16 protein-coding genes, 1 tRNA gene and 3 pseudogenes are annotated in these 19,029 nt (G+C 72.6%); 9 read left to right on the forward strand and 11 right to left on the reverse strand.

The features are described 5' to 3' along the window. Positions 1-64: 64 nt before the first annotated feature. On the forward strand, positions 65-1,021 hold the full coding sequence (rlmB, locus tag OG978_RS22405; RefSeq protein WP_266730848.1) for a 23S rRNA (guanosine(2251)-2'-O)-methyltransferase RlmB: 957 nt from the start codon (positions 65-67) through the stop codon (positions 1,019-1,021). A gap of 140 nt (positions 1,022-1,161) precedes the next feature. After that, positions 1,162-2,793, forward strand: coding sequence for a DoxX family membrane protein (locus tag OG978_RS22410; protein WP_326766927.1), 1,632 nt, complete (start codon positions 1,162-1,164; stop codon positions 2,791-2,793). An 86-nt stretch (positions 2,794-2,879) separates the two neighbouring features. Here the strand turns inward: OG978_RS22410 and OG978_RS22415 are convergent, their stop codons facing one another. From OG978_RS22415 to OG978_RS22425, 3 genes are all read right to left on the reverse strand, one after another. Then, positions 2,880-3,590 carry a nucleotidyltransferase family protein gene (locus tag OG978_RS22415; protein WP_326766928.1) on the reverse strand — a complete coding sequence of 237 codons (711 nt, stop codon included), beginning with the start codon at positions 3,588-3,590 and terminating at the stop codon, positions 2,880-2,882. A gap of 34 nt (positions 3,591-3,624) precedes the next feature. Then, the gene (locus tag OG978_RS22420) at positions 3,625-4,038 is read right to left on the reverse strand and encodes a hypothetical protein (RefSeq protein ID WP_326766929.1); all 414 of its coding nucleotides are present in this window, start codon (positions 4,036-4,038) and stop codon (positions 3,625-3,627) included. Between the two features lie 224 nt (positions 4,039-4,262). Next, positions 4,263-5,399 carry an ABC transporter ATP-binding protein gene (locus tag OG978_RS22425; RefSeq protein ID WP_266913842.1) on the reverse strand — a complete coding sequence of 379 codons (1,137 nt, stop codon included), beginning with the start codon at positions 5,397-5,399 and terminating at the stop codon, positions 4,263-4,265. Between the two features lie 179 nt (positions 5,400-5,578). On the opposite strand from OG978_RS22425, the gene OG978_RS22430 reads away from it, so the two are divergent. Continuing rightward, positions 5,579-5,652 (forward strand) — tRNA-Thr (locus tag OG978_RS22430). Positions 5,653-6,086: 434 nt separating this feature from the next. On the opposite strand, the gene OG978_RS22435 is transcribed toward OG978_RS22430, so the two are convergent. From OG978_RS22435 to OG978_RS22450, 4 genes are all read right to left on the reverse strand, one after another. Then, complete coding sequence (locus tag OG978_RS22435; RefSeq protein ID WP_326766930.1) at positions 6,087-7,322, reverse strand: Glu/Leu/Phe/Val dehydrogenase dimerization domain-containing protein; 1,236 nt, start codon at positions 7,320-7,322, stop codon at positions 6,087-6,089. Further along, positions 7,319-8,956 carry a 5-guanidino-2-oxopentanoate decarboxylase gene (locus OG978_RS22440; RefSeq protein WP_326766931.1) on the reverse strand — a complete coding sequence of 546 codons (1,638 nt, stop codon included), beginning with the start codon at positions 8,954-8,956 and terminating at the stop codon, positions 7,319-7,321. The genes OG978_RS22435 and OG978_RS22440 overlap by 4 nt, the downstream gene beginning before the upstream one ends. Positions 8,957-9,138: 182 nt before the next feature. Then, complete coding sequence (locus OG978_RS22445; protein ID WP_326766932.1) at positions 9,139-10,548, reverse strand: NAD(P)/FAD-dependent oxidoreductase; 1,410 nt, start codon at positions 10,546-10,548, stop codon at positions 9,139-9,141. A 64-nt stretch (positions 10,549-10,612) separates the two neighbouring features. Then, complete coding sequence (locus tag OG978_RS22450; protein ID WP_326770120.1) at positions 10,613-11,287, reverse strand: rhomboid-like protein; 675 nt, start codon at positions 11,285-11,287, stop codon at positions 10,613-10,615. Positions 11,288-11,320: 33 nt separating this feature from the next. Between OG978_RS22450 and OG978_RS22455 the strand changes: the two are divergent. Together OG978_RS22455 and OG978_RS22460 are read left to right on the forward strand one after the other, a co-directional pair. Further along, positions 11,321-11,506 (forward strand): annotated as a pseudogene (locus OG978_RS22455) (aminoglycoside phosphotransferase family protein); the annotation flags it as partial. A 180-nt stretch (positions 11,507-11,686) separates the two neighbouring features. Beyond that, positions 11,687-12,178, forward strand: a pseudogene (locus OG978_RS22460) (GNAT family N-acetyltransferase); the annotation flags it as partial. A gap of 109 nt (positions 12,179-12,287) precedes the next feature. Here the strand turns inward: OG978_RS22460 and OG978_RS22465 are convergent. Continuing rightward, positions 12,288-13,493, reverse strand: coding sequence for an NAD(P)-binding protein (locus tag OG978_RS22465; RefSeq protein ID WP_326766933.1), 1,206 nt, complete (start codon positions 13,491-13,493; stop codon positions 12,288-12,290). A gap of 112 nt (positions 13,494-13,605) precedes the next feature. Between OG978_RS22465 and OG978_RS22470 the strand changes: the two genes are divergently transcribed. Then, positions 13,606-14,286 (forward strand): pentapeptide repeat-containing protein, encoded by a 681-nt coding sequence (locus OG978_RS22470; protein WP_326766934.1) that lies wholly within the window; start codon positions 13,606-13,608, stop codon positions 14,284-14,286. 25 nt (positions 14,287-14,311) lie between these two features. Here OG978_RS22470 and OG978_RS22475 read toward each other — a convergent pair whose 3' ends face one another. The 3 genes from OG978_RS22475 to OG978_RS22485 are packed head-to-tail and all read right to left on the reverse strand — an operon-like array spanning position 14,312 to position 16,842. Beyond that, positions 14,312-14,809 carry a hypothetical protein gene (locus OG978_RS22475; RefSeq protein ID WP_326766935.1) on the reverse strand — a complete coding sequence of 166 codons (498 nt, stop codon included), beginning with the start codon at positions 14,807-14,809 and terminating at the stop codon, positions 14,312-14,314. A gap of 45 nt (positions 14,810-14,854) precedes the next feature. Beyond that, positions 14,855-15,484, reverse strand: a complete 630-nt coding sequence (locus OG978_RS22480) for a response regulator transcription factor (RefSeq protein ID WP_326766936.1) — start codon at positions 15,482-15,484, stop codon at positions 14,855-14,857. Further along, positions 15,481-16,842 (reverse strand): sensor histidine kinase, encoded by a 1,362-nt coding sequence (locus tag OG978_RS22485; RefSeq protein WP_326766937.1) that lies wholly within the window; start codon positions 16,840-16,842, stop codon positions 15,481-15,483. The genes OG978_RS22480 and OG978_RS22485 overlap by 4 nt, the downstream gene beginning before the upstream one ends. Positions 16,843-16,911: 69 nt before the next feature. On the opposite strand from OG978_RS22485, the gene OG978_RS22490 reads away from it, so the two are divergent. The 3 genes and pseudogenes from OG978_RS22490 (at position 16,912) to OG978_RS22500 (ending at position 19,019) form a co-directional block, all read left to right on the forward strand. Next, the gene (locus tag OG978_RS22490) at positions 16,912-17,055 is read left to right on the forward strand and encodes a hypothetical protein (RefSeq protein WP_326766938.1); all 144 of its coding nucleotides are present in this window, start codon (positions 16,912-16,914) and stop codon (positions 17,053-17,055) included. An 11-nt stretch (positions 17,056-17,066) separates the two neighbouring features. Continuing rightward, positions 17,067-17,624: a GlcG/HbpS family heme-binding protein gene (locus OG978_RS22495; RefSeq protein ID WP_326766939.1), complete on the forward strand. Its 558-nt coding sequence runs from the start codon at positions 17,067-17,069 to the stop codon at positions 17,622-17,624. Between the two features lie 243 nt (positions 17,625-17,867). After that, positions 17,868-19,019: pseudogene (locus tag OG978_RS22500) on the forward strand (hypothetical protein). Positions 19,020-19,029: the final 10 nt, after the last annotated feature.

Below are 19,029 nucleotides of genomic sequence, written 5' to 3' on the forward strand. Positions count from 1 at the left end.
GGCGTTCCGGGCGGCACACTTCACTTACGTACGCATGTCTGAGAAGCAACGAAACAGGTAGGTCATGGCCGGGAACAGCCAGCGCAGGAACCGCCGCACGTCCAACAAGAAGGGCATGCAGGTCGGCAGCGGCGGGCAGCGACGCCGTGGCCTCGAAGGCAAGGGGCCGACGCCGCCCGCCTCCGCCCGCAAGGGACACAAGAAGAACCGCGTCGCCAACGCCCAGGCCAAGCAGGCCGCGGCCCGCCGCCCCGCACCGCGGCGCGGCGGCGTCAAGGGCACGTCCGAGATGGTCGTCGGCCGCAACCCGGTCTACGAGGCCCTGCGCGACGGCGTCCCGGCGACGACCCTCTACGTCCAGCAGTACATCGACAACGACGAGCGGGTCCGCGAGGCGCTCCAGCTCGCCGGCGCGCGCGGCAACATCAACCTGATGGAGGCCCCGCGCCCCGAGCTGGACCGGATGACGAACGGCCTGAACCACCAGGGCCTCGTCCTCCAGGTTCCGCCGTACGAGTACGCGCACCCGGAGGACCTCACCGCCGCCGCGTACGACAACGGCGAGGACCCCCTCATCGTCGCCCTCGACGGCGTCACCGACCCGCGCAACCTGGGCGCCATCGTCCGCTCCGTCTCCGCGTTCGGCGGCCACGGCGTGGTCGTGCCCGAGCGGCGCGCGGCCGGGATGACGGCGGGCGCCTGGAAGTCCTCCGCCGGCACGGCGGCCCGTACGCCGGTCTCCCGGGTGACGAACCTGACCCGGGCCCTGGAGGGCTACCAGAAGGCCGGCCTCACGGTCGTCGGCCTGGCTGCCGACGGCGAGCACACCGTCGAGGACCTGGAAGAGCTCGCCGGGCCCGTCGTCATCGTCATCGGTAGCGAGGGCAAGGGCCTCGGCCGCCTCGTCGGCGAGACCTGCGACTACCGGGTCCGCATCTCGATGCCGGGCGGCGCGGAGTCGCTGAACGCGGGTGTCGCGGCCGGGATCGTGCTGTACGAGGTCGCGCGGCGCCGGGCCTGAAAGTCCACCCGGCCGGGGGACGACCGACCAGGGCCTGTCCGGCGGATCAGGCCCTGCCTCCCCCCGCCGGACCCCGTTGACGGGCCTCGGACACATCGGGCCCGTCAAGGCAGTGTCCTAAACACACATCACTCGGTTAGATGAGTGTGGACACCAGAACGCCTCGGTTCGACGAACAACCCGCCCTGAGCATGACCAAGGTGGACTGCGACCCTGCGCAGGTCATCGTCAACCACGCCAGCTTCCGGGTGCAGCTCGCCCCCGGCCAGCGCCCGCGGCTGCGCGGTCTGGCCCCCGCCGGCGCGCCCAGGGTTCCCGCCATGAGCGGCGCAGGAGCGGCCCGCGGAAGGCGCTCGCCCGTCGTGTGGAGCGGCAGGTCCGCCCCCGGCGACCCCGGCGCCACCGGGCTCCTCCAGGCCGTGCGGAACTCCACCGCGGGCCGCCCGGCCACCAGGCGCGACGCCTACGACCCCTACGCGGCCCCGGAGTTCGACGGCGGACACGGCACGGGCGGCACCCAGGTCATCGAGCTCCTCGAAGAGACCCAGCCCAACCCCGTCATCACCGCCCCCCACCAGCCCGGCCGCCGCGGCAACGGACCGCTGCTGCCGCCCATGCGCCAGGCGGTCGGCGCCTACGACAGCGCGCCGTACGCACACGAGGCGTACGACGAGGACGAGTTCGACGACGGGACCGAGGCCCGGAACGGGCGCCAGACCAGCGACTCCGTACGGCACGCCTACTACCCCGGCCGCCGGATGAACCTCGGCGTCGTACTGCTTCCCCTGCGCGTCTTCCTCGGCTTCATCTCCATCTACGCCGGCATGGGCAAGCTGTGCGACCCCGTCTACTTCGACGGCGGCGACCGCGGCTCCATGGTCAAGTGGCTGACCTCGCTGCACCCCTGGGCGCTGGCCGAGCCGCTCCGCGACTTCGCGCTCTCCCACCCCGTCGGCGCCGGGCTCACCGTCGCCTTCCTCCAGGTCGTCGTCGGCGTCCTCACCGTCCTCGGCCTCTGGCAGAGGGTCGCCGCCTCGGTCGGCGCGCTGCTCTCCGCCGCCCTGCTGGTCACCGTGAGCTGGCGCACCGTCGCCGTCTACGACGCGCCCGACATCATCTACCTCGCCGCCTGGAGCCCGCTGATCATCGCGGGAGCGCCCGTCTACTCCGTCGACGGACGCCTCGCCGGCGAGGCCTGGCGCAGGCTCGGCCCGCGCTCGGCGATCTGGGACCTGCGCCGCCGGGTGCTGCGCCGGGGCGCCCTCGTCGCCGCCGTCGTCGTCGGTCTCACCCTTCTCGTGGGCTCCGTGCTCGGCGGCGCGGTCCGCTCCACCGGGGTCGTCACCGTGCCCGGCCCGAACGACCCGACCAACCAGCTCCCCGGCTCCCCGCTCCCGCAGGAGTCCCACAGCGGCCGGGCCTCGCACACTCCGGACGGCCGACGCCCCGTGCCGTCCCGGAGCAGCGTCGCCACGACCCCCTCCACCGCGCCGTCCACGCCCGCCGCGGGCACCGTCCGCGAGTCCGGCCAGGCGGCCGGTGCCGGACAGCCCAGCCAGACCCAGGGCACCGGCCAGACGACCCCGCAGCAGACGACACCGCAGCAGCCCCCGTCCAGCAGCTCCGGCCCGTCGTCCTCCGGCACCACAGGTACGGGTGGCGGCTCCACCGGCGGCTCCACCGGCGGCTCCACCGGCGGCTCGGACGGCGGCGACTCCAGCGGCGGTACCTCCGGCGGCGGACAGAACCCCATCGGCGGCCTGCTCGGCTGAGCGTCGCGCACCGCCCGGCACACGGCGAAGGGGCGGTCACCGGACTCGTACCGGTGACCGCCCCTTCGCCATGCGCCAGGGTTCTTCTACTGCCCGTCGAGCTCCTTGGCGGCCTCGGTGAGGTCCTTCGCCGTGTCGATGGCCCGCCAGTACGCCCCGTGCGGGAGCGGGTACCCGGCCAGCCTGCGCTCGCGGGCCAGCCGGGGGAACGTCGTCCGCTCGTGGTCGCCCCGGTCCGGCAGCAGCGTTGTGAACTCCGGGGAGAAGACGTACACACCGGCGTTGATCAGATACGGCGACGGCGGCGACTCGATGAAGTCGGTGATGTGCCCGAACGCGTCCGTCTCCACGGCACCCCACGGGATGCGGGGACGGGCCAGGGCCAGGGTGGCGGTCGCATCGCGCTCGGCGTGGAACGCGGCCATCTCGCGCAGGGAGAAGCGCGTCCAGATGTCGCCGTTGGTGGCGTACCAGGGCTGCTCGGGGTCGGGCAGCCGGGCGGCGGCGTACTTCAGACCGCCGCCGCGGCCCAGCGGCTCGGACTCCACGACGGTCGTCACGCGCAGCGGCAGCACCGCCGAGTCCAGCCACTCCTGCAGCACCTCGGCCAGATGACCGCACGACACCACGGCGTCGGTCACGCCTTCGGCGGCCAGCCAGGAAAGCTGATGGCCGATGATCGGAGTCCCGGTGCCCGGGATCTCGACCATCGGCTTGGGGCGGTCATCGGTGTACGGGCGCAGCCGCGACCCCTGGCCACCCGCCAGGACCACGGCCTGCGTCGGATACGTATGCATGCCAGGCACGATATGCGGTGCCCGGACCGGCCGGTCAGCTGAACCGGGCGACGCCCGAGGCGAAGGACGTGTCGCAGACGGGGCGCGAGAACCGGTGGGCGTGCGTGGGGCCGTACTTCTCGACGGCGGCGCGGCCCAGTGCCCTGGCGATCGACATGCAGTGCCGGGCGAGCGAGGGGCGGCCCTCGACGGAGCGCTGGAGGTCCGTCAGCGCGACACCCGGGTCCTTCTCCCGGAGCTCCAGGAGCAGCCGGTCACGGAGGGCGTCCTGCGGGGTGCGCGTCTTGGCGCGCTTGGAGATGTCGTGGGCCGACGCGGTCAGCACCTGCGGCTCGGAGCCGTGCGCTGCCCACGGCACGCTGGTGACGGCGAGGGTCCCGGAGAGGACCATCACGACGGGCAGGACGAAGGCGAGGGATCGGCCGATGCGGCGCGCAGTGTGGGTCACGCAGCGAGCGTAGCGGGCAGTGATGATATGGCGACAATTCGTCACCCCTGAGGGGGATGGTTCGAGGGTGCTTTTCGAATCCGGTGTTGACGAACGGTGGCGAAATGACCGGTGTGCCGGGGAATCCGCCGCCGTACGGATCCAAACCCTCCGGCGCCCCATGGCGTGCGAACGGCCCCGCACGCAGAACGTGCGGGGCCGCTGTGGTGCGGGTGTGCGGGGCGTCAGTCGGTGAGACGCTCACCCGTCGACGTCGCGAAGACGTGCAGCTCGTCCGGGCGCGGCACGACGTGCAGCTTGGTGCCCTTCTCCGGGACGGCACGGCCGCCGACGCGGACGACCAGGTCCTTGTGCTCGCCACCGACCTCGGCGGCGCCGTAGACGAAGCCGTCGGCGCCGAGCTCCTCGACGACGTTGACCGAGACGGCCAGACCGGCCGGGGCATCGGCGCTGTCCTTCGAGAGGGACTTCGCGGCGGCGCCGCCGTGCTCGACGATGTCGAAGTGCTCCGGGCGGATACCGACCGTGACGGTCGTGTCACCACGGTCCGCGGCGGCGGTGAGCGCCTCGCGGGAGACCGGGACGACGCTGTTGCCGAACTTCACACCGCCGTCGGTGATCGGGACCTCGATCAGGTTCATCGCCGGGGAGCCGATGAAGCCGGCCACGAAGAGGTTCGCCGGCTTGTCGTACATGTTGCGCGGCGAGTCGACCTGCTGGAGCAGACCGTCCTTGAGTACCGCGACACGGTCACCCATGGTCAGGGCCTCGACCTGGTCGTGCGTGACGTACACGGTCGTGATGCCCAGGCGGCGCTGGAGCGAGGCGATCTGCGTACGGGTGGAGACACGGAGCTTGGCGTCGAGGTTCGACAGCGGCTCGTCCATGAGGAAGACCTGCGGCTCACGCACGATGGCACGGCCCATCGCGACACGCTGACGCTGACCACCGGAGAGCGCCTTCGGCTTGCGGTCCAGGTACTCGGTGAGGTCCAGCATCTTGGCGGCCTCTTCGACCTTCGCCCGGATCTCGGTCTTGTTGACACCGGCGATCTTGAGCGCGAAGCCCATGTTGTCCGCGACGGTCATGTGCGGGTACAGCGCGTAGTTCTGGAACACCATGGCGATGTCCCGGTCCTTCGGGGGCAGGTGCGTGACGTCGCGGTCACCGATGCGGATCGCGCCGCCGTTGACGTCCTCGAGACCCGCGAGCATGCGCAGGGAGGTCGACTTGCCACAACCGGAAGGACCGACGAGGACGAGGAACTCACCGTCCGCGATGTCGATCTCGAGCTGGTCCACAGCCGGCTTCGTGGAGCCGGGGTAGACGCGGGACGCCTTGTCGAACGTGACACTGGCCATGCTGGATCTTCTCCTCCACCGGCAGGAACGTGCCGGACGATCCGAGTGCGGGAGTGGTCTGGTCCACTTGAGTGAACCTTCAGCGACGCTACCTGGCCATTTCGAATCTGTCAGTAGTTCGACGGGCGCGAAATTTTGGGACCGCGCAGGGTGCGGTGTTGGTTACACTGCTCCGGCACGCCTCCTTAGCTCAGCTGGCCAGAGCAACGCACTTGTAATGCGTAGGTCGTCGGTTCGAATCCGACAGGGGGCTCAGGGAAACCCCGGCTCGGACGCTGTCCGAGCCGGGGTTTTGTCGTTCGGAGATGCCGCGACGGCGACGGCGGGAGCGGGTCATGCGCCGCAGTGGGCGTGCTCGGCGCGTGCGCTCGTGGAAGTACGTGGTGAGGGCGTCCCGGAGTTCCCGTCGGGCGGAGGGGGCGCCGTCGGCGAGGAGGCGGACCCATGGCGGTGGGGTGCGGCGCCGGAACTGCGTGGCGAGTTCGTCGCGGAGCCGGGCGGCCGGGGTGGTGTGGATGAGGTCGAGCGAGGTGTTGAAGCTGTCGGCGCCCGACGGGGTGAGGAAGTCGGGGAAGTCCCCTCGGCGCGGGACGAGGGTGGTCACGTACCGGATCAGGGCCCTGAGATCACGTCCGGCGAGCCGGGTGCGGACGTGGTGGAGCCAGGGGCCGTACTCGGCCGGCGCTGTCAGCGGAACGATCCGAAGCGCTCCGCGACAATCGGCAGCCGGTCCGCCGCCAGGGCGTGTGCGGCGGCTCGGGGGGTGCTGCCCTCGGTCTCGGCGCGGGCCAGTATCCGGTCGACGAGGACGCGCATCGACCGGCGGGTGTACGCGAACGCCTCGTCGGCGTCGGCACCGATGTCGCCGAACAGGGTCCACCACCACCAGGCGTTCGTGCCGGAGTTGACGACGACGTCCGGCAGCACGGTGATGCCGCGGGCGGCCAGCAGCGCCTCCGCTTCGGGCACCACCGGCATGTTGGCGGCCTCGACGATCCAACGGGCGGTGATGCCCGCCTGGTTGGCGGCGTCCACGGCGTACGAGACGGCGGCCGGCACCAGTACCTCGGCGTCGGCGGTCAGCCAGGCGTCGGCCGGCAGTTCGCGGTCCTCGGCGCGGAGTGCGGCGCGGTCCACCGCGCCGTGGCCGTCGCGGGCGGCGAGCAGTGCCTCGACGTCCAGGCCGGCGGGGTTGGCGACGGTGCCCTTGAAGTCGGCGACTGCGACGACGCGCAGTCCGGCGCGGGCCAGGAAGCGGGCGGTGGCGCCGCCCATGGTGCCGAAGCCCTGCACCGCGACCCGGGTGCCCCGGTGGGCGACGCCGGCCCGGTCCAGTGCGGTGAGCACCGATTCGGCGACGCCGCAGCCGCCCACCAGCTCGTCCAGGCCGATGCCGTCCACGTCGATGGCGAACGCGTCGGCGAGGCGCCGCCGGGCGGCCCCCTCGTCGTCGAGGAGCGGGTAGACCGCCTGGATGGAGGAGACCAGGCCCGCCTCGGCGGCGGCCCGGTCGACGAGGTCCTGGGTGAGGCCGAGGTCCTCGCCGGTGGTCCAGAACTGCTCGATGTAGGGGCGTACGGCACGCAGGTAGCGGACGAGGACGCCGTAGGCGGCGGGGTCGCGCGGGTCGCAGTCGATGCCGCCCTTGGCGCCGCCCAACGGGATGTAGCGGCCCTGCGGGTTGTAGTGCAGCACCTCCTTCATCGTCATGCCGCGGGCCAGTCCGGCGACTTCCTCCAGCGTGCAGCCGGAGCGCATCCTCAGGCCGCCGCTGGAGACGCCGCGCACCAGGCGGTCGATGACCAGGTGCCCCTGGTGCCCGGTCTCCTGGTCGGTCCAGGTGAGGGAGATCAGGGGGGCGGTGGGGGTGACCGGCGCGGGCTGCGAGGTCGTGAGGGACGTGGTTGCGGGGGACGTGGTCATCGGGATTGCTCCTCGGGGACGGTGATGAGGGTGGGGCCCGCGGTGTCCAGGGCCCGGCGCAGCGCCTCGGCGAGCGCCTCGGGCGAGTCGGCGCGTACGCCGTGGCCGCCGTAGGCGCGGGCCAGGGCGGGCAGGTCGACCGGTGGCAGGTCGACCGCGGTGGGGTGGTCGCCGCGGGACACCATTTCGTCGCGGATCTCGCCGTAGCCGCCGTTGTCGAAGACCACGACGGGCAGCGGGAGTCGCAGCTGTACGGCGGTGGCCAGTTCCTGTACGGAGAACTGGAGGCCGCCGTCGCCGCTGAGTGCGACGACCGGCCGGGTGGGGTCGGCGGCCTTGGCGCCGATGGCGGCGGGCAGCGCGTAGCCGAGCGTGCCGAAGCCCGTCGGGTGCAGATAGCGGCCCTCGGGGGCGACGGGCAGGTGCGGGATCGCGCCGTAGTAGCAGCACTGGGCGCTGTCGGAGGTGAGCACCGTGTTCGCGGGGAGCACCGACCTGATGGCCGCGAGGTACGGCAGCAGGTGCGCGTCCTCGCTCCGTGTCTCGGCGTTTCGCTCGTTGCGGAGTGCTGCGACGGCCCGGTGCGCGTCGAGGTGCGCCTCAGCGGCGCCGGGGCGGGCGGCGAGGAGCGAGCGCAGGGTGTGGCGGGCGTCGCCGACCAGGGGGATGTCGGCGGGCGGCCCCGCGTACATCTGCGCCGGATCGATGTCGGCCCGGACCAGGGTGCCGCCGAGCGTGGGCAGGGGCTCCCACAGGTCGGACTCGGCGAGCTCCGTGCCGACGGCGAGCACCACGTCGCGCTCCGCCAGCCAGTGCCGGACGGCCCGGCTGTGCAGGGAGACGCCGAGCGACAGCGGGTGGGTCTCCGCGACGATCCCCTTGCCGTTGGCGGAGGTCACCACGGGGGCGCCCAGCTCCACGGCCAGCCGCAGGCACTCGGCGGCGGCTCCGCGCGCTCCGCCGCCGAGCACGATCGCGGGCCGGGCGGCCGAGCGCAGCGCCTCGGCGGCGGCCGAGAGCGCGTCCGGGTCCGCCGTCGTGAGGGAGAGCGGCGGGGCGGTCCGTGCCGGCCCGGCCGGTTCCACGGCGGTGAGCAGGTCCAGTGGTACCTCGATGTGGACGGGCCGGGGGCGCCGCGTACGGAAGAGGGTGAAGGCGCGGGCGACGGCGACGCCGATCTCCTCGACCGAGGACACCCGGTGGCTGATGGCCGCGACGCCCCGCAGCGCTTCGGTCTGGCTGCGCATCTCGTGCAGCAGTCCGGTCGACTGCCGGGGGTGGCGCAGCGGCATGCCGGGTGAGACGACGAGGAGCGGGACGCTGTCGGAGTACGCCTGGCCGACGGCGGCCGCGATGTTCAGCAGGGCCGGTCCGGTGGTGGTGATCGCCACGCCGGGTCGGCCGCTGACCCGGGCGTAGGCGTCGGCGGCGTAGCCCGCGCCCTGTTCGTGGCGGGGGTTGATGTGGTCGATCCGGTGGGCGGCCAGGTGCCGGTAGATCTCCAGGTTGTGGGTGCCGGGGATGCCGAATGCCTGGGTCACGCCGTGTGCGGCGAGTGCCCGGACCAGGGCTTCCCCGCCGGTGAGGCTGTCCCGCGGGGGGCGGGTGTGGGTGGTCGGGGGCGGTTCCGGCATGGCGTCTCCAGGCACTGCACAGGCTCCTTACTGAATGAGTAGTCAGTATTTGGAGTGTGGATCGCCCGTGTCAATGTGTGCGGGTACTGAACAATTGTTCAGTTGCCCGGGTGGAGTCCGCCCAGGTCGGAGGCCGGTGCCCCAGCGGGGGCACCGGCCTCGTCACGTCTGGTGCCGGTGGCTCAGTGCCGCCCCGCGAGTCGGTCCGCGGCCTTCGCCACCGGGTCCGTGCCGGCCCGCGGCGAGGTGAGTTCGCGGCGGTCGGCGGCGCGGTAGGCGGCGTACATGCCGTGGACGCCGAGCCAGCGGAAGGGTTCCGGCTCCCAGCGGCGGACCTTGTGGCCGACCCAGGGGAGGGTGGTCAGATCGGTGGGGCCCGACTGGCCGGAGTCCTGCTGGATCAGGTCGCGCAGGGTGCGGGCGGCGAGATTGGTGGTGGCGACGCCGGAGCCGACGTAGCCGCCCGCCCAGCCGAGCCCGGTGGAGCGGTCGAGGGTGACCGTGGCGCACCAGTCGCGGGGGACGCCGAGGACGCCGGACCAGGCGTGGTCGATCCGGACGCCCGCGGTGCTGGGGAAGAGGCGGACGAGGATGTCGCGGAGGGCCTCGACGGTGGCGGGCTGGGTGCGGGCTGTGTCGTTGAAGTGCGCGGCACCCGAGCCGAAGCGGTACGGGACGCCGCGGCCGCCGAGCGCGATGCGGTCGTCGGCGGTGCGCTGGGCGTACATGTAGGCGTGGGCCATGTCGCCGAGGGTCTCGCGGCCGTCCCAGCCGATGGTGTCCCAGACCGACCGGGGGAGCGGCTCGGTGGCGATCATCGAGGAGTTCATGGGGAGCCAGGTGCGCCGCTGGCCCTTGAGGTTCGCGGTGAAGCCCTCGGTGCAGCGCAGGATGTACGGGGCGCGGACGGTGCCGTACGGGGTGTGCGCGTGCTTGGGCTTGATCTCGGTGACCGGCGTCGACTCGTGGATGGTGACGCCGAGCGCCTCCACGGTCGCGGCGAGGCCCTGGACGAGTTTGACCGGGTGCAGCCGGGCGCCGTGCGGGGTCCAGGAGGAGCCGACGGCTCCGGTGACGTTGACGCGTTCGCAGGTCTCGCGGGCGCCGCGCAGGACGCGGTCCGTCTCGCCGAAGGCGATCGCGACGGAGTGGAAGTCCTTGAGCCTGGCCAGCTGCGCGGGCGTGTAGGCGACTTCGAGGACGCCGCCCTGGTGGATGTCGGCGTCGATGTTCTCCTCGGCGGCCACGCGTACGACCTCGTCGACCGTCTCGTTCATCGCTTGCTGGAGCCGGACGGCGGCTTCGTGGCCGTGGAGTTTCGCGTAGCGGTCGCGGCCCGCGATGCCGTTGTAGAGCCAGCCGCCGTTGCGCCCGGAGGCGCCGTAGCCGCAGAACTTGGCTTCGAGGACGGTGATGTTGAGGAAGGGGACGGCCTTCTTGAGGTAGTAGGCGGTCCACAGCCCGGTGTATCCGCCGCCGACGATGCAGATGTCGGCGGTGGCGTCGCCGGGCAGGGGCTCCCGGGCGAGGGGGGTGCCTTGGTCCGCGTACCAGAACGATATGCCGCCGTTGACGGTGCTGACGGTGCTCATGTTGCCCCTGCTTTGTCCGGTGTGAAGCCCTGTCGTGAAGCCCTGTTGCCTCTCGGGCGGGACGTTACTGCGCGACAGCCGCTTTCGTCCCCTGCCGGGAACGGGTCAGTGGGTGACAGGCGAGGCCGATGAGCACGGCGGTGAAGTGGCCGAGGTCGGTGAAGCTGCGGCCGGTGATGAGGGGGACGCCGTAGACGACGAGGACGGCGAAGAGGTACACGTACCGCCAGGGCGGCGGGATGCGGTACGTGAGGACGGCGACGACCCCCGCGAGCGCGTAACTGACGCCGACATCCAGGGTGTTGGCGGCCGACGAAGGTACGTGTCCGTGCCGGATCGCCCAGGCCAGGACGCCTTCGCTGACGAGGGAGGCGAGGACGTGTGCCAGGAGGGCGACGGTGAGCCAGCGCAGGGTGCCGAGCCAGCGTTCGGCGGGGGCGTGGAAGACGGTGTACAGGAAGGCGTAGGGGATCCAGTGGCCGCCGTCGATCCAGAAGGCGCTGGCGAACAGGACGCGCACCGGGTCCTGGGTGAGTTCGTGGATGTTGGTCGAGCGCTGGCGCAGGAAGTCCTCTTCGAACTCCGGTGACATCTGGTGGACGATCACCGTGGTGACGAAGAGCGCGGCCAGCCAGATGTAGGTGCCGGGTGCGCTGCGGATCCATGAGCCGGCGCTGCGGAGCCACACGCCGGCGGTGGTGCGCTGCCGGGCGGGCGGTGCGGGGCTGCTCGGAGTCATAACCGATTGACGCACGGCCCTACGATCGTCGGCGTGATCGACATTCCGGACGGCCTGATCGCCACCCAGTCCAAGTACAACGGCGCCGCCGGGCGGGCATTCCTGGCGGCGCTGCCGGGGCGGGCCGCCGGGTTCCTGGAGCGGTGGGGGCTGCGGCGGGACGGCGAGGCGTTCCACGGGATGTGCGCGCTGGTGCTTCCGGTGGTGCGGGTGCTGGACCTGGACCGGGAACGGGCGCTGGCCTGGACGCTGGGGCGGCTGCTGCAGAACGCGCTGTGGGACGTGGCGGACGGCCGGCGGCGGCTGGAACCGAACCAGGCGGAGATCGCCCGGCAGTTGCTGGGGCGGGGCTGACCGGGGCGGCGCGAGGGGGGTGGAACGAGGGGGAGACGTGCCCTTGCTTACGCTGCCCCCATGATTCGTACCGCTGTCCCCGCCGATGTCCCCGCCATCCACGCCATGGTCCGTGAGCTGGCCGATTACGAGAAGGCCCTGCACGAGGCGAACGCCACCGAGGAGCAGCTGCACGAGGCGCTGTTCGGCGAGCGGCCCGCCGCGTACGCGCACATCGCCGAGTCGGACGACGGCGAGGTGGTCGGCTTCGCGCTGTGGTTCCTGAACTTCTCCACCTGGCGCGGGGTGCACGGCATCTACCTGGAGGACCTGTACGTACGCCCGGAGCGGCGCGGCGGCGGGCACGGGAAGGCGCTGCTGACGGAGCTGGCGCGGATCTGTGTGGAGCGCGGCTACGAGCGTCTGGAGTGGTCGGTGCTGGACTGGAACGCCCCGTCCATCGCGTTCTACGAGTCGCTGGGCGCGCGGCCTCAGGACGAGTGGACGGTGTACCGGCTGACGGACGGGGCGTTGGCGGAGCTCGTCGGGGAGCGGTAGGCGGAGAGAGATGGCCGGACGGCGGTAGGGGGCAGCGGTAGGCGGGCAGTGGTGGCCGGACAGCGATACGGCGGGCAGCGGGTCTTTCGCGGCCCGCCTACCGGCGGTCTCAAGTCCGCTTGAGGCCAAGCCCCTTCGCCGTTGTGCGGCCGCTCCGGGGCTCCGACGCCCTGAGGGCGAGCACGGCCGCCTCCAGCCCGCTGTTGAACGACACCTCGCTGAGCAGTCCGGGCGCCGCGACCTGGTCGCCCGCGAGGAACACGCCGTTGCCGCGGTCGATCGCGGGCCGGTCGCGCCATGTGGTGCCCGGCCGGTCGACCGCGCCGGTGCGGCCCGAGGAGACGGCCTCCCGTCGCCATTCGACGCGCTCGCGCCAGCCCGGGTGGCCGAGGTCGAGCAGCTCCTCGGCGCGGGCGATGCCGACGGTCCTGGGCTCGCCGGGGGCGAGCGGGAACTGCCCCTGGACGAGCTGCTGCCCGGCGGGTGCGAGGGTGCGGTCCTGGGCGCTGAAGCGCTCGATCCAGCCGGGGGCATCGAGGTCGGAGACGGCGAAGGCGTCGCCGCGCCGGGTGCGCAGGGCCAGGTCGATCAGGGCGGTCCGGCCGCTGTCCCAGGTCAGCGACGGGTCGCGGAGCAGGGTACGGGCCGCGTCGAGAGAGGTGGCGACGACCACCGGGCCCTGCCGGGTCAGGGCGTCGAGCGCGTCGGCGTCCACGCGGGACGCCGTCTCGATCCGGACGCCGAGATTCCAGGCGCGGGCCGCCATCCGGTCGATGACCTGGTCCCAGCCGCCGACGGGGTAGCGGGCCTCGGGCGGCAGTGCGGCGGCGCGGCGCAGCCGTTCCTGGACGAACGCGGCGGAGAGCGCGCCGGGGTCGTGGTGGTAGAGCGCCACGGCGGCGTAGTGCGCGGCCGCGTGGGCGGCTGCCTCGCCCGCCTGCTCGGTGGCCCAGGTGCGGAAGTCGGTGTCGACGGGGGCGTGTTCGGCGCGGCGGCGGCCGAGGCGGACGAGGGCGAGGGGCGGGGTGCGGCGCAGGGTGCCGCCGAGGCGGAAGCGGAGCCGGGTGCCTTCGAGGAGCGGCACGGTGGCGACCGGGCCCAGCAGCTTGCGCCGGTCGAGCCAGGCCCAGTGGGGTCCGCGGCGGTAGAGGGCGTGGGGTCCTTCGTTGGTGCGGTACGGGCCCTCGGCGGTCCTGGCCCGTCCGCCGAGGGTGTGGTGGGCTTCGTGGAGGGTCACCAGGGCGCCGGACTCGGCGGCGGTGATCGCCGCGGTGAACCCGGCGAGGCCGCCGCCGATGATGTGGATGCGCTGCATGGTCCCGGTCTCCTTCGCTGACGGGCGCTGTTGTGTACGGGACGGTTCGCGGGGCCCCGTCCGTGACATCGGCGAGCGGGTGTTGTCAGTGGCATGGGTCACGATGGAGGGCATGGCACGCAGCAACAGCAGGAAGACGGACACCATCGCGACGGCGCGACGGCCGGAGGTGCGGCTCCCACCACTCGTTCCGTACGACGGCGAAGGCCTGGAGCCGGACGGGGACTACGACGGAGTGCGGTTCGAGGGGACGGATCTGGCGGACGAGTCGGGTCCGGGAGCCCGGTTCATGGACTGCGCGCTGGACGGCTGCGCGCTGGACCGCACGGAGCTGGTCAGGGCCCGCTTCATCGACTCGGTGCTGACGGGCGTACGGGGGGTGGGCACCGATCTCGCGGGGGCCTCGCTGCGTGACGTGGAGGTGGTGGACGCCCGGCTGGGCGGGGTGCAGCTGCACGGCGGGGTGCTGGAGCGGGTGCTGGTGCGCGGCGGGAAGATCGACTATCTGAATCTGCGGAAGGCGCGGCTCAAGGACGTGGTGTTCGAGGGCTGTGTGCTGTCCGAGCCGGATTTCGGGGACGCGCAGCTGGTGCGGGTGGAGTTCCGCGACTGTGTGCTGAAGCGGGCCGACTTCAGCTCCGTACGGATGGAGTCGGTGGACCTGCGCACGGTCGCGGAGCTGGACATCGCGCGTGGGGTGGAGCGGCTGGCGGGTGCGGTGATCAGCCCGGCGCAGCTGATGGAGCTGGCGCCGGCGTTCGCGGCGCAGATCGGGGTGCGCGTGGAGGCGTAGGACGTGTCCGCGGCCCGGACCGGGTTCAGATACGGGGGAAGCGGGCCTGGAGGTCCCAGATCACGGGGTTGTCGGCGAGACCTTCGTGCATGTCGGAGAGGTCGGCGATCAGATCGTGCAGGAAGTCGCGGGCCTCGCGGCGCAGCAACGAGTGGCTGAAGGTGAGCGGGGGCTCCTCGCCGGGCATCCAGTCGGCCTCGACGTCGACCCAGCCGAAGCGGCGCTCGAAGAGCATCCGGTCGGACGATTCGGTGAAGTCCAGCTCGGCGAACTGCTGCCGGTGCGAGCGGTTGCCGCGTGGGTCCTGGTCGATCTGCTCGACGATGTCGCACAGCGCCCACGCGAAGTCGAGCACCGGCACCCATCCCCAGGCCGTGGATACTTCGCGGTCCTCCTTGGTGTCCGCGAGGTAGACGTCCCCGGAGAACAGATCGTGCCGCAGGGCGTGGACGTCCGCGCGGCGGTAGTCGGTCTGCGGGGGATCGGGGAAGCGTCGGGAGAGGGAGTAGCCGATGTCGAGCACACTTCGATGGTGTCATGCCCGAAGGGGCGTCGACGCCGAGAGGCCCTACGGCAGCAGCCGCTGCTCCTTCGCGACGGCGACGGCGCCCGCGCGGGTGTCGACGCCGAGCTTGTCGTAGATCCGGCCGAGGTGGGTCTTGACCGTGGCCTCGCTGATGAACAGGGCGCGGGCGATGTCGCGGTTGCCCAGGCCCTGGGAGAGCTGAGCCAGGATGTCGAGCTCGCGGTCGGTGAGGGTGGGCAGGGGCTTGCGCATCCGGGCCATGACGCGGCTGGCCACCGGCGGGGAGAGCGTCGTACGGCCCTGGGCGGCCGAGCGGATCGCGGCGAAGAGTTCCTCGGGGCGCTCGGCCTTCAGCAGATAGCCGGTGGCGCCCGCCTCGATGGCCCGGGTGATGTCGGCGTCCGTGTCGTACGTGGTGAGGACCAGCACATGGACACCGGTGGCGGCGATGCGGCGGGTGGCCTCGACGCCGTCGATGCCCTCGCCGAGCTGGAGGTCCATCAGGACGACGTCCGGGGTGAGCTTGGCGGCCAGGGCGACCGCCTCCTCGCCGCTGCCGGCCTCGCCGACGACCTCGATGTCCGGTTCGCTGCCGAGGAGGGCGAGCAGACCGGCGCGTACGACGACATGATCGTCGCAGAGCAGGATGCGTACGGGCGACGTCGCGGTCATGCGAGGTCCTCCGGGGTGGGTGGCGGGGCGGCGGGGGTGAGGGGGACGGCGGCGGACAGCACCGTACCCTCACCCGGTACCGACTCGATCGTCAGCGTGCCGCCGAGCTGGTGCAGCCGGGCCCGGATCGCGGGCAGCCCGTGACCGCGCACACTGCCGGTGACCCGGGTGGCCCCGGTGCGTTCGGCCGGTGTGAAGCCCTGCCCGTTGTCGGCGATGTCCAGGACGACCCGGTCGTCGAGGTGGGTCAGCGTCAGCGCCGCCTCCGTCGCGTTCGCGTGCTCCTTCACATTGGCCAGTGCGCCCTGCGCGATGCGCAGCAGCGCGGACTGCACCCGGTCGGGCAGCGCGGTGTGCGGCTCACCCTCCACATGGCAGCGGACGGTGAGCCGCCCCTGCCCCTGGGCCGTCTCACGGGTGGCCAGTGCGTACAGGGCCGCCTCCAGGCCGCCGCCCTCCGCGAGATCGGCCGGCGCCAGGTCGTGGACGAAGCGGCGGGCCTCGGCGAGGTTGCGTTCCGCGATGCCGGTGGCCGTACGGACGTGGCTGCGGGCGGTCGCCGGGTCGGCGTCCCAGGTGCGGTCGGCGGCCTGGAGCAGCATCTGCTGGCTGGAGAGGCCCTGCGCGAGGGTGTCGTGGATCTCCATGGAGAGCCGCTGGCGTTCGGCGAGGGTTCCCTCGCGGCGTTCGGTGGCGGCCAGTTCGCGGCGGGTGCGCAGCAGGTCGTCGATGAGTTCGCCCTGCCGCTCGGACAGCTCGCGCTGACGTGCGGCCTGACGCTGCATATGGACGAAGACCGCCGTCGCGACCGCGGCCACGGCGGGCGGGGCGAGCACCAGATTCGGGTCGAAGCCCTTGGCCAGCCGCAGTTGCGCGGCGACGACGAACAGCGTGAGCAGGGCGACGAGCGCGAGCGCGGCGCGCGGCGGGAGGATGCGCAGCCCGGTGAAGAAGAGCGGCACTGCGCACCACGCGAAGCTCGGCGCGAGGACGACCAGCACCATCCACACGGTGACCAGCACCCCCAGCCACACCAGGGAGCGAGGTGTCGGACGCGAGCCGAGCACCGGCCCGACCACGTACAGCACGGCGGCGGCGACGGAGAGCGCGATGATCCACGGGGCGCGGGCCTCGCCGGGGTGGCGCAGCAGGAAGCGGGTGAGCGAGGCTCCGAGCAGCAGGAAGAACGCGGCGTGCATCAGGAACGTGAGCCACCGGGCGTCCGGGGCGCCGGCCCTGTCCGAGGCGGCGCCGGCCGTCCGCCCCGCGGTGGAGAGGTTCGCTCTCCGTCCCGCGCCGGGGTCGCCGGCCGTTCTTCCCGTGCCGGTGCCGGGTGCCGATCGGGTTCGGTGCTTCACCTCGTACCTCTCGCTCCTCACCGTCAGCGGCGCCGCTGAGCTGCACGGATACAACCATGGTCACCCCGGATGACCACCCCCGCATCGACCGATCGGCTGATGGGGCCGTCGACCGTCCCGCGTGCGGCGTCGAGCCGGTCCGTCGACCGTGCGGTGCGGGCGGCGGCCGGAGGATCGATGGCAGAGCCGAACACGCTCACCCACCGCTGCTGAGGAGTCCCACCATGAAGAAGCTGTCGCTGCGCACCCGTGTCCTGACCGGTGCCGCTGTCGTCGCCGCCATCGGCGCCGGGACCTTCGGCGCGATGTCCGCCAGCGCCTCCACCCCGGCCGCCGCCCCCGCCGCCGTCGTCAAGGCCGACGCCGCGAACGACAACCTTCAGCAGACCACCCACCTGACCGTGGCCGCCGCCACCAGGGCCGCCCAGGCGACCCTCGACGCCGCGAAGAAGGAGAACCAGCGGGTCTCCGTCGCCGTCGTCGACCGCAACGGCAACACCATCGTCACCCTGCGCGGCGACGGTGCCGGCCCGCAGGCCTACGAGTCGGCCGTGAAGAAGGCGTACACCGCCGTCGCCTGGAACGCCCCCACCTCCGAGCTCGCCAAGCGCCTGACGAACGCCCCCACCCTGAAGGACATCCCCGGCACCCTCTTCCTCGCCGGCGGCGCCCCGGTCGCGGTCAAGGGCGCCCCGATCGCGGGCATCGGCGTCGCCGGCGCCCCGTCCGGCGACCTCGACGAGAAGTTCGCCCAGGCCGGCGTGGCCGCGCTCAACAACTAAGACCGACCGGCAATTGGGGGGCGGCGTCGCGGGGCTGGGTGCGCGCATCTGCCGCGTTGTCGTCAATCACCATGGCTCCGCCATGCCTCAATCCTCCGCCTTGCAGCTGCACGCGCCCAGCCCCGCTCCTTCTCCCACCCCCCAATTGCCGGTCGGTCTAAGCACCGGGCACGCCCAGCAGGAGGAGTAGGACATGAACGCCCTCGATCGACAACTGCTCGACGCCGCACGCACCGGCGACAGGTGAACGTGCGCCGCGCGGTGGTGGCCCTCGTTGCGGCGACGGCCCTCGCGGGCTGTGCGGGCGGTACGCAGGCCGCCCCGACCGCGACCCGTACGCCGGGCAGTGCACCGGCCGGTCAGGCCGCCCCGTCGCCGCCCCCTCCGCGGGGAAGGCCGGCCGGGCCACCCCGCACGGCACGCTCCTCGTCGCCGACTTCGGCGGCGACACCGTGACGTTCGTCGACCCGGATCCCGGCCACGACCGGCACACGCTCGGCTCCGTCGAGGTCGGAACCGCCCCCTACGGCCTCGTCGTCGACGACGACGGGCTGGCCTGGGTGGCGACCGCCGAGGGCGTCGCGGTCGTCGACACGCGCGACCCGCACCAGCCTCGCCCGGATCCCGTACGAGACAGGGACCGGCCCTGTCACGACCGGCGAGTACCGGGGCGGTGGCATGGGGATCGCGCTGGCCCCCGACGGCCGGCACGTCTACGTCGGCGTCAATGTGCCCGGCCGCAACGGTGTGCTGGAGATCGTCGACACCGCGACCCGCAAGGTGACCGGCACGGTTCCGGTCGGCCGCCGCCCCTTCGACGTGGACGTCTCGCCGGACGGCAAGGAGGTGTACGCCACCGGCCACGACTCCTTCGACGTCACGGCCGTGAACACGGCCAGCCGCAGGACGCGGCGCTTCGAGGTCGCCCCGTACGGCACCGAGGGCGGCCTCGGCTCCTGGCTGAAGCCGCACTACGCCGTCGTACGCCCTGCGGACGGCAAGCTGCTGCTGCCGTTCGAGGGCGAACGGCTCGTCGTCCTCGATCCGCGCACCGGCAGGAGCACCATCGAGCCGATGACCGCCAACACCCACCAGCACGGCGCGACGCTCGCCCCCGACGGCACCCTGCTCGTCGTCGGCACCGGCCCGATCCTCTCCGACGACAAGGGCCCGTCGCTGACCATCCGCACCCCCGAAGGCTCCGAGCGCGTCGTGCCGCCGGACGGGCCGCACGAGGACGTGACGGTGTCCGGCGACGGCCGTACGGCGTACGTCACCGAGGGCTTCACCCGCGACGGGTACGGCAACGGCATCACCGTCGTCGATCTCACGGGCAGGAAGCGGCCGTTCGAGGTGGCTGCCGGCGCCCGCCCCCTGGGGATCGCATTCCTCTGAGCCGATATCC

This window comes from Streptomyces sp. NBC_01591 (genome assembly GCF_035918155.1).
Taxonomy (GTDB): domain Bacteria; phylum Actinomycetota; class Actinomycetes; order Streptomycetales; family Streptomycetaceae; genus Streptomyces.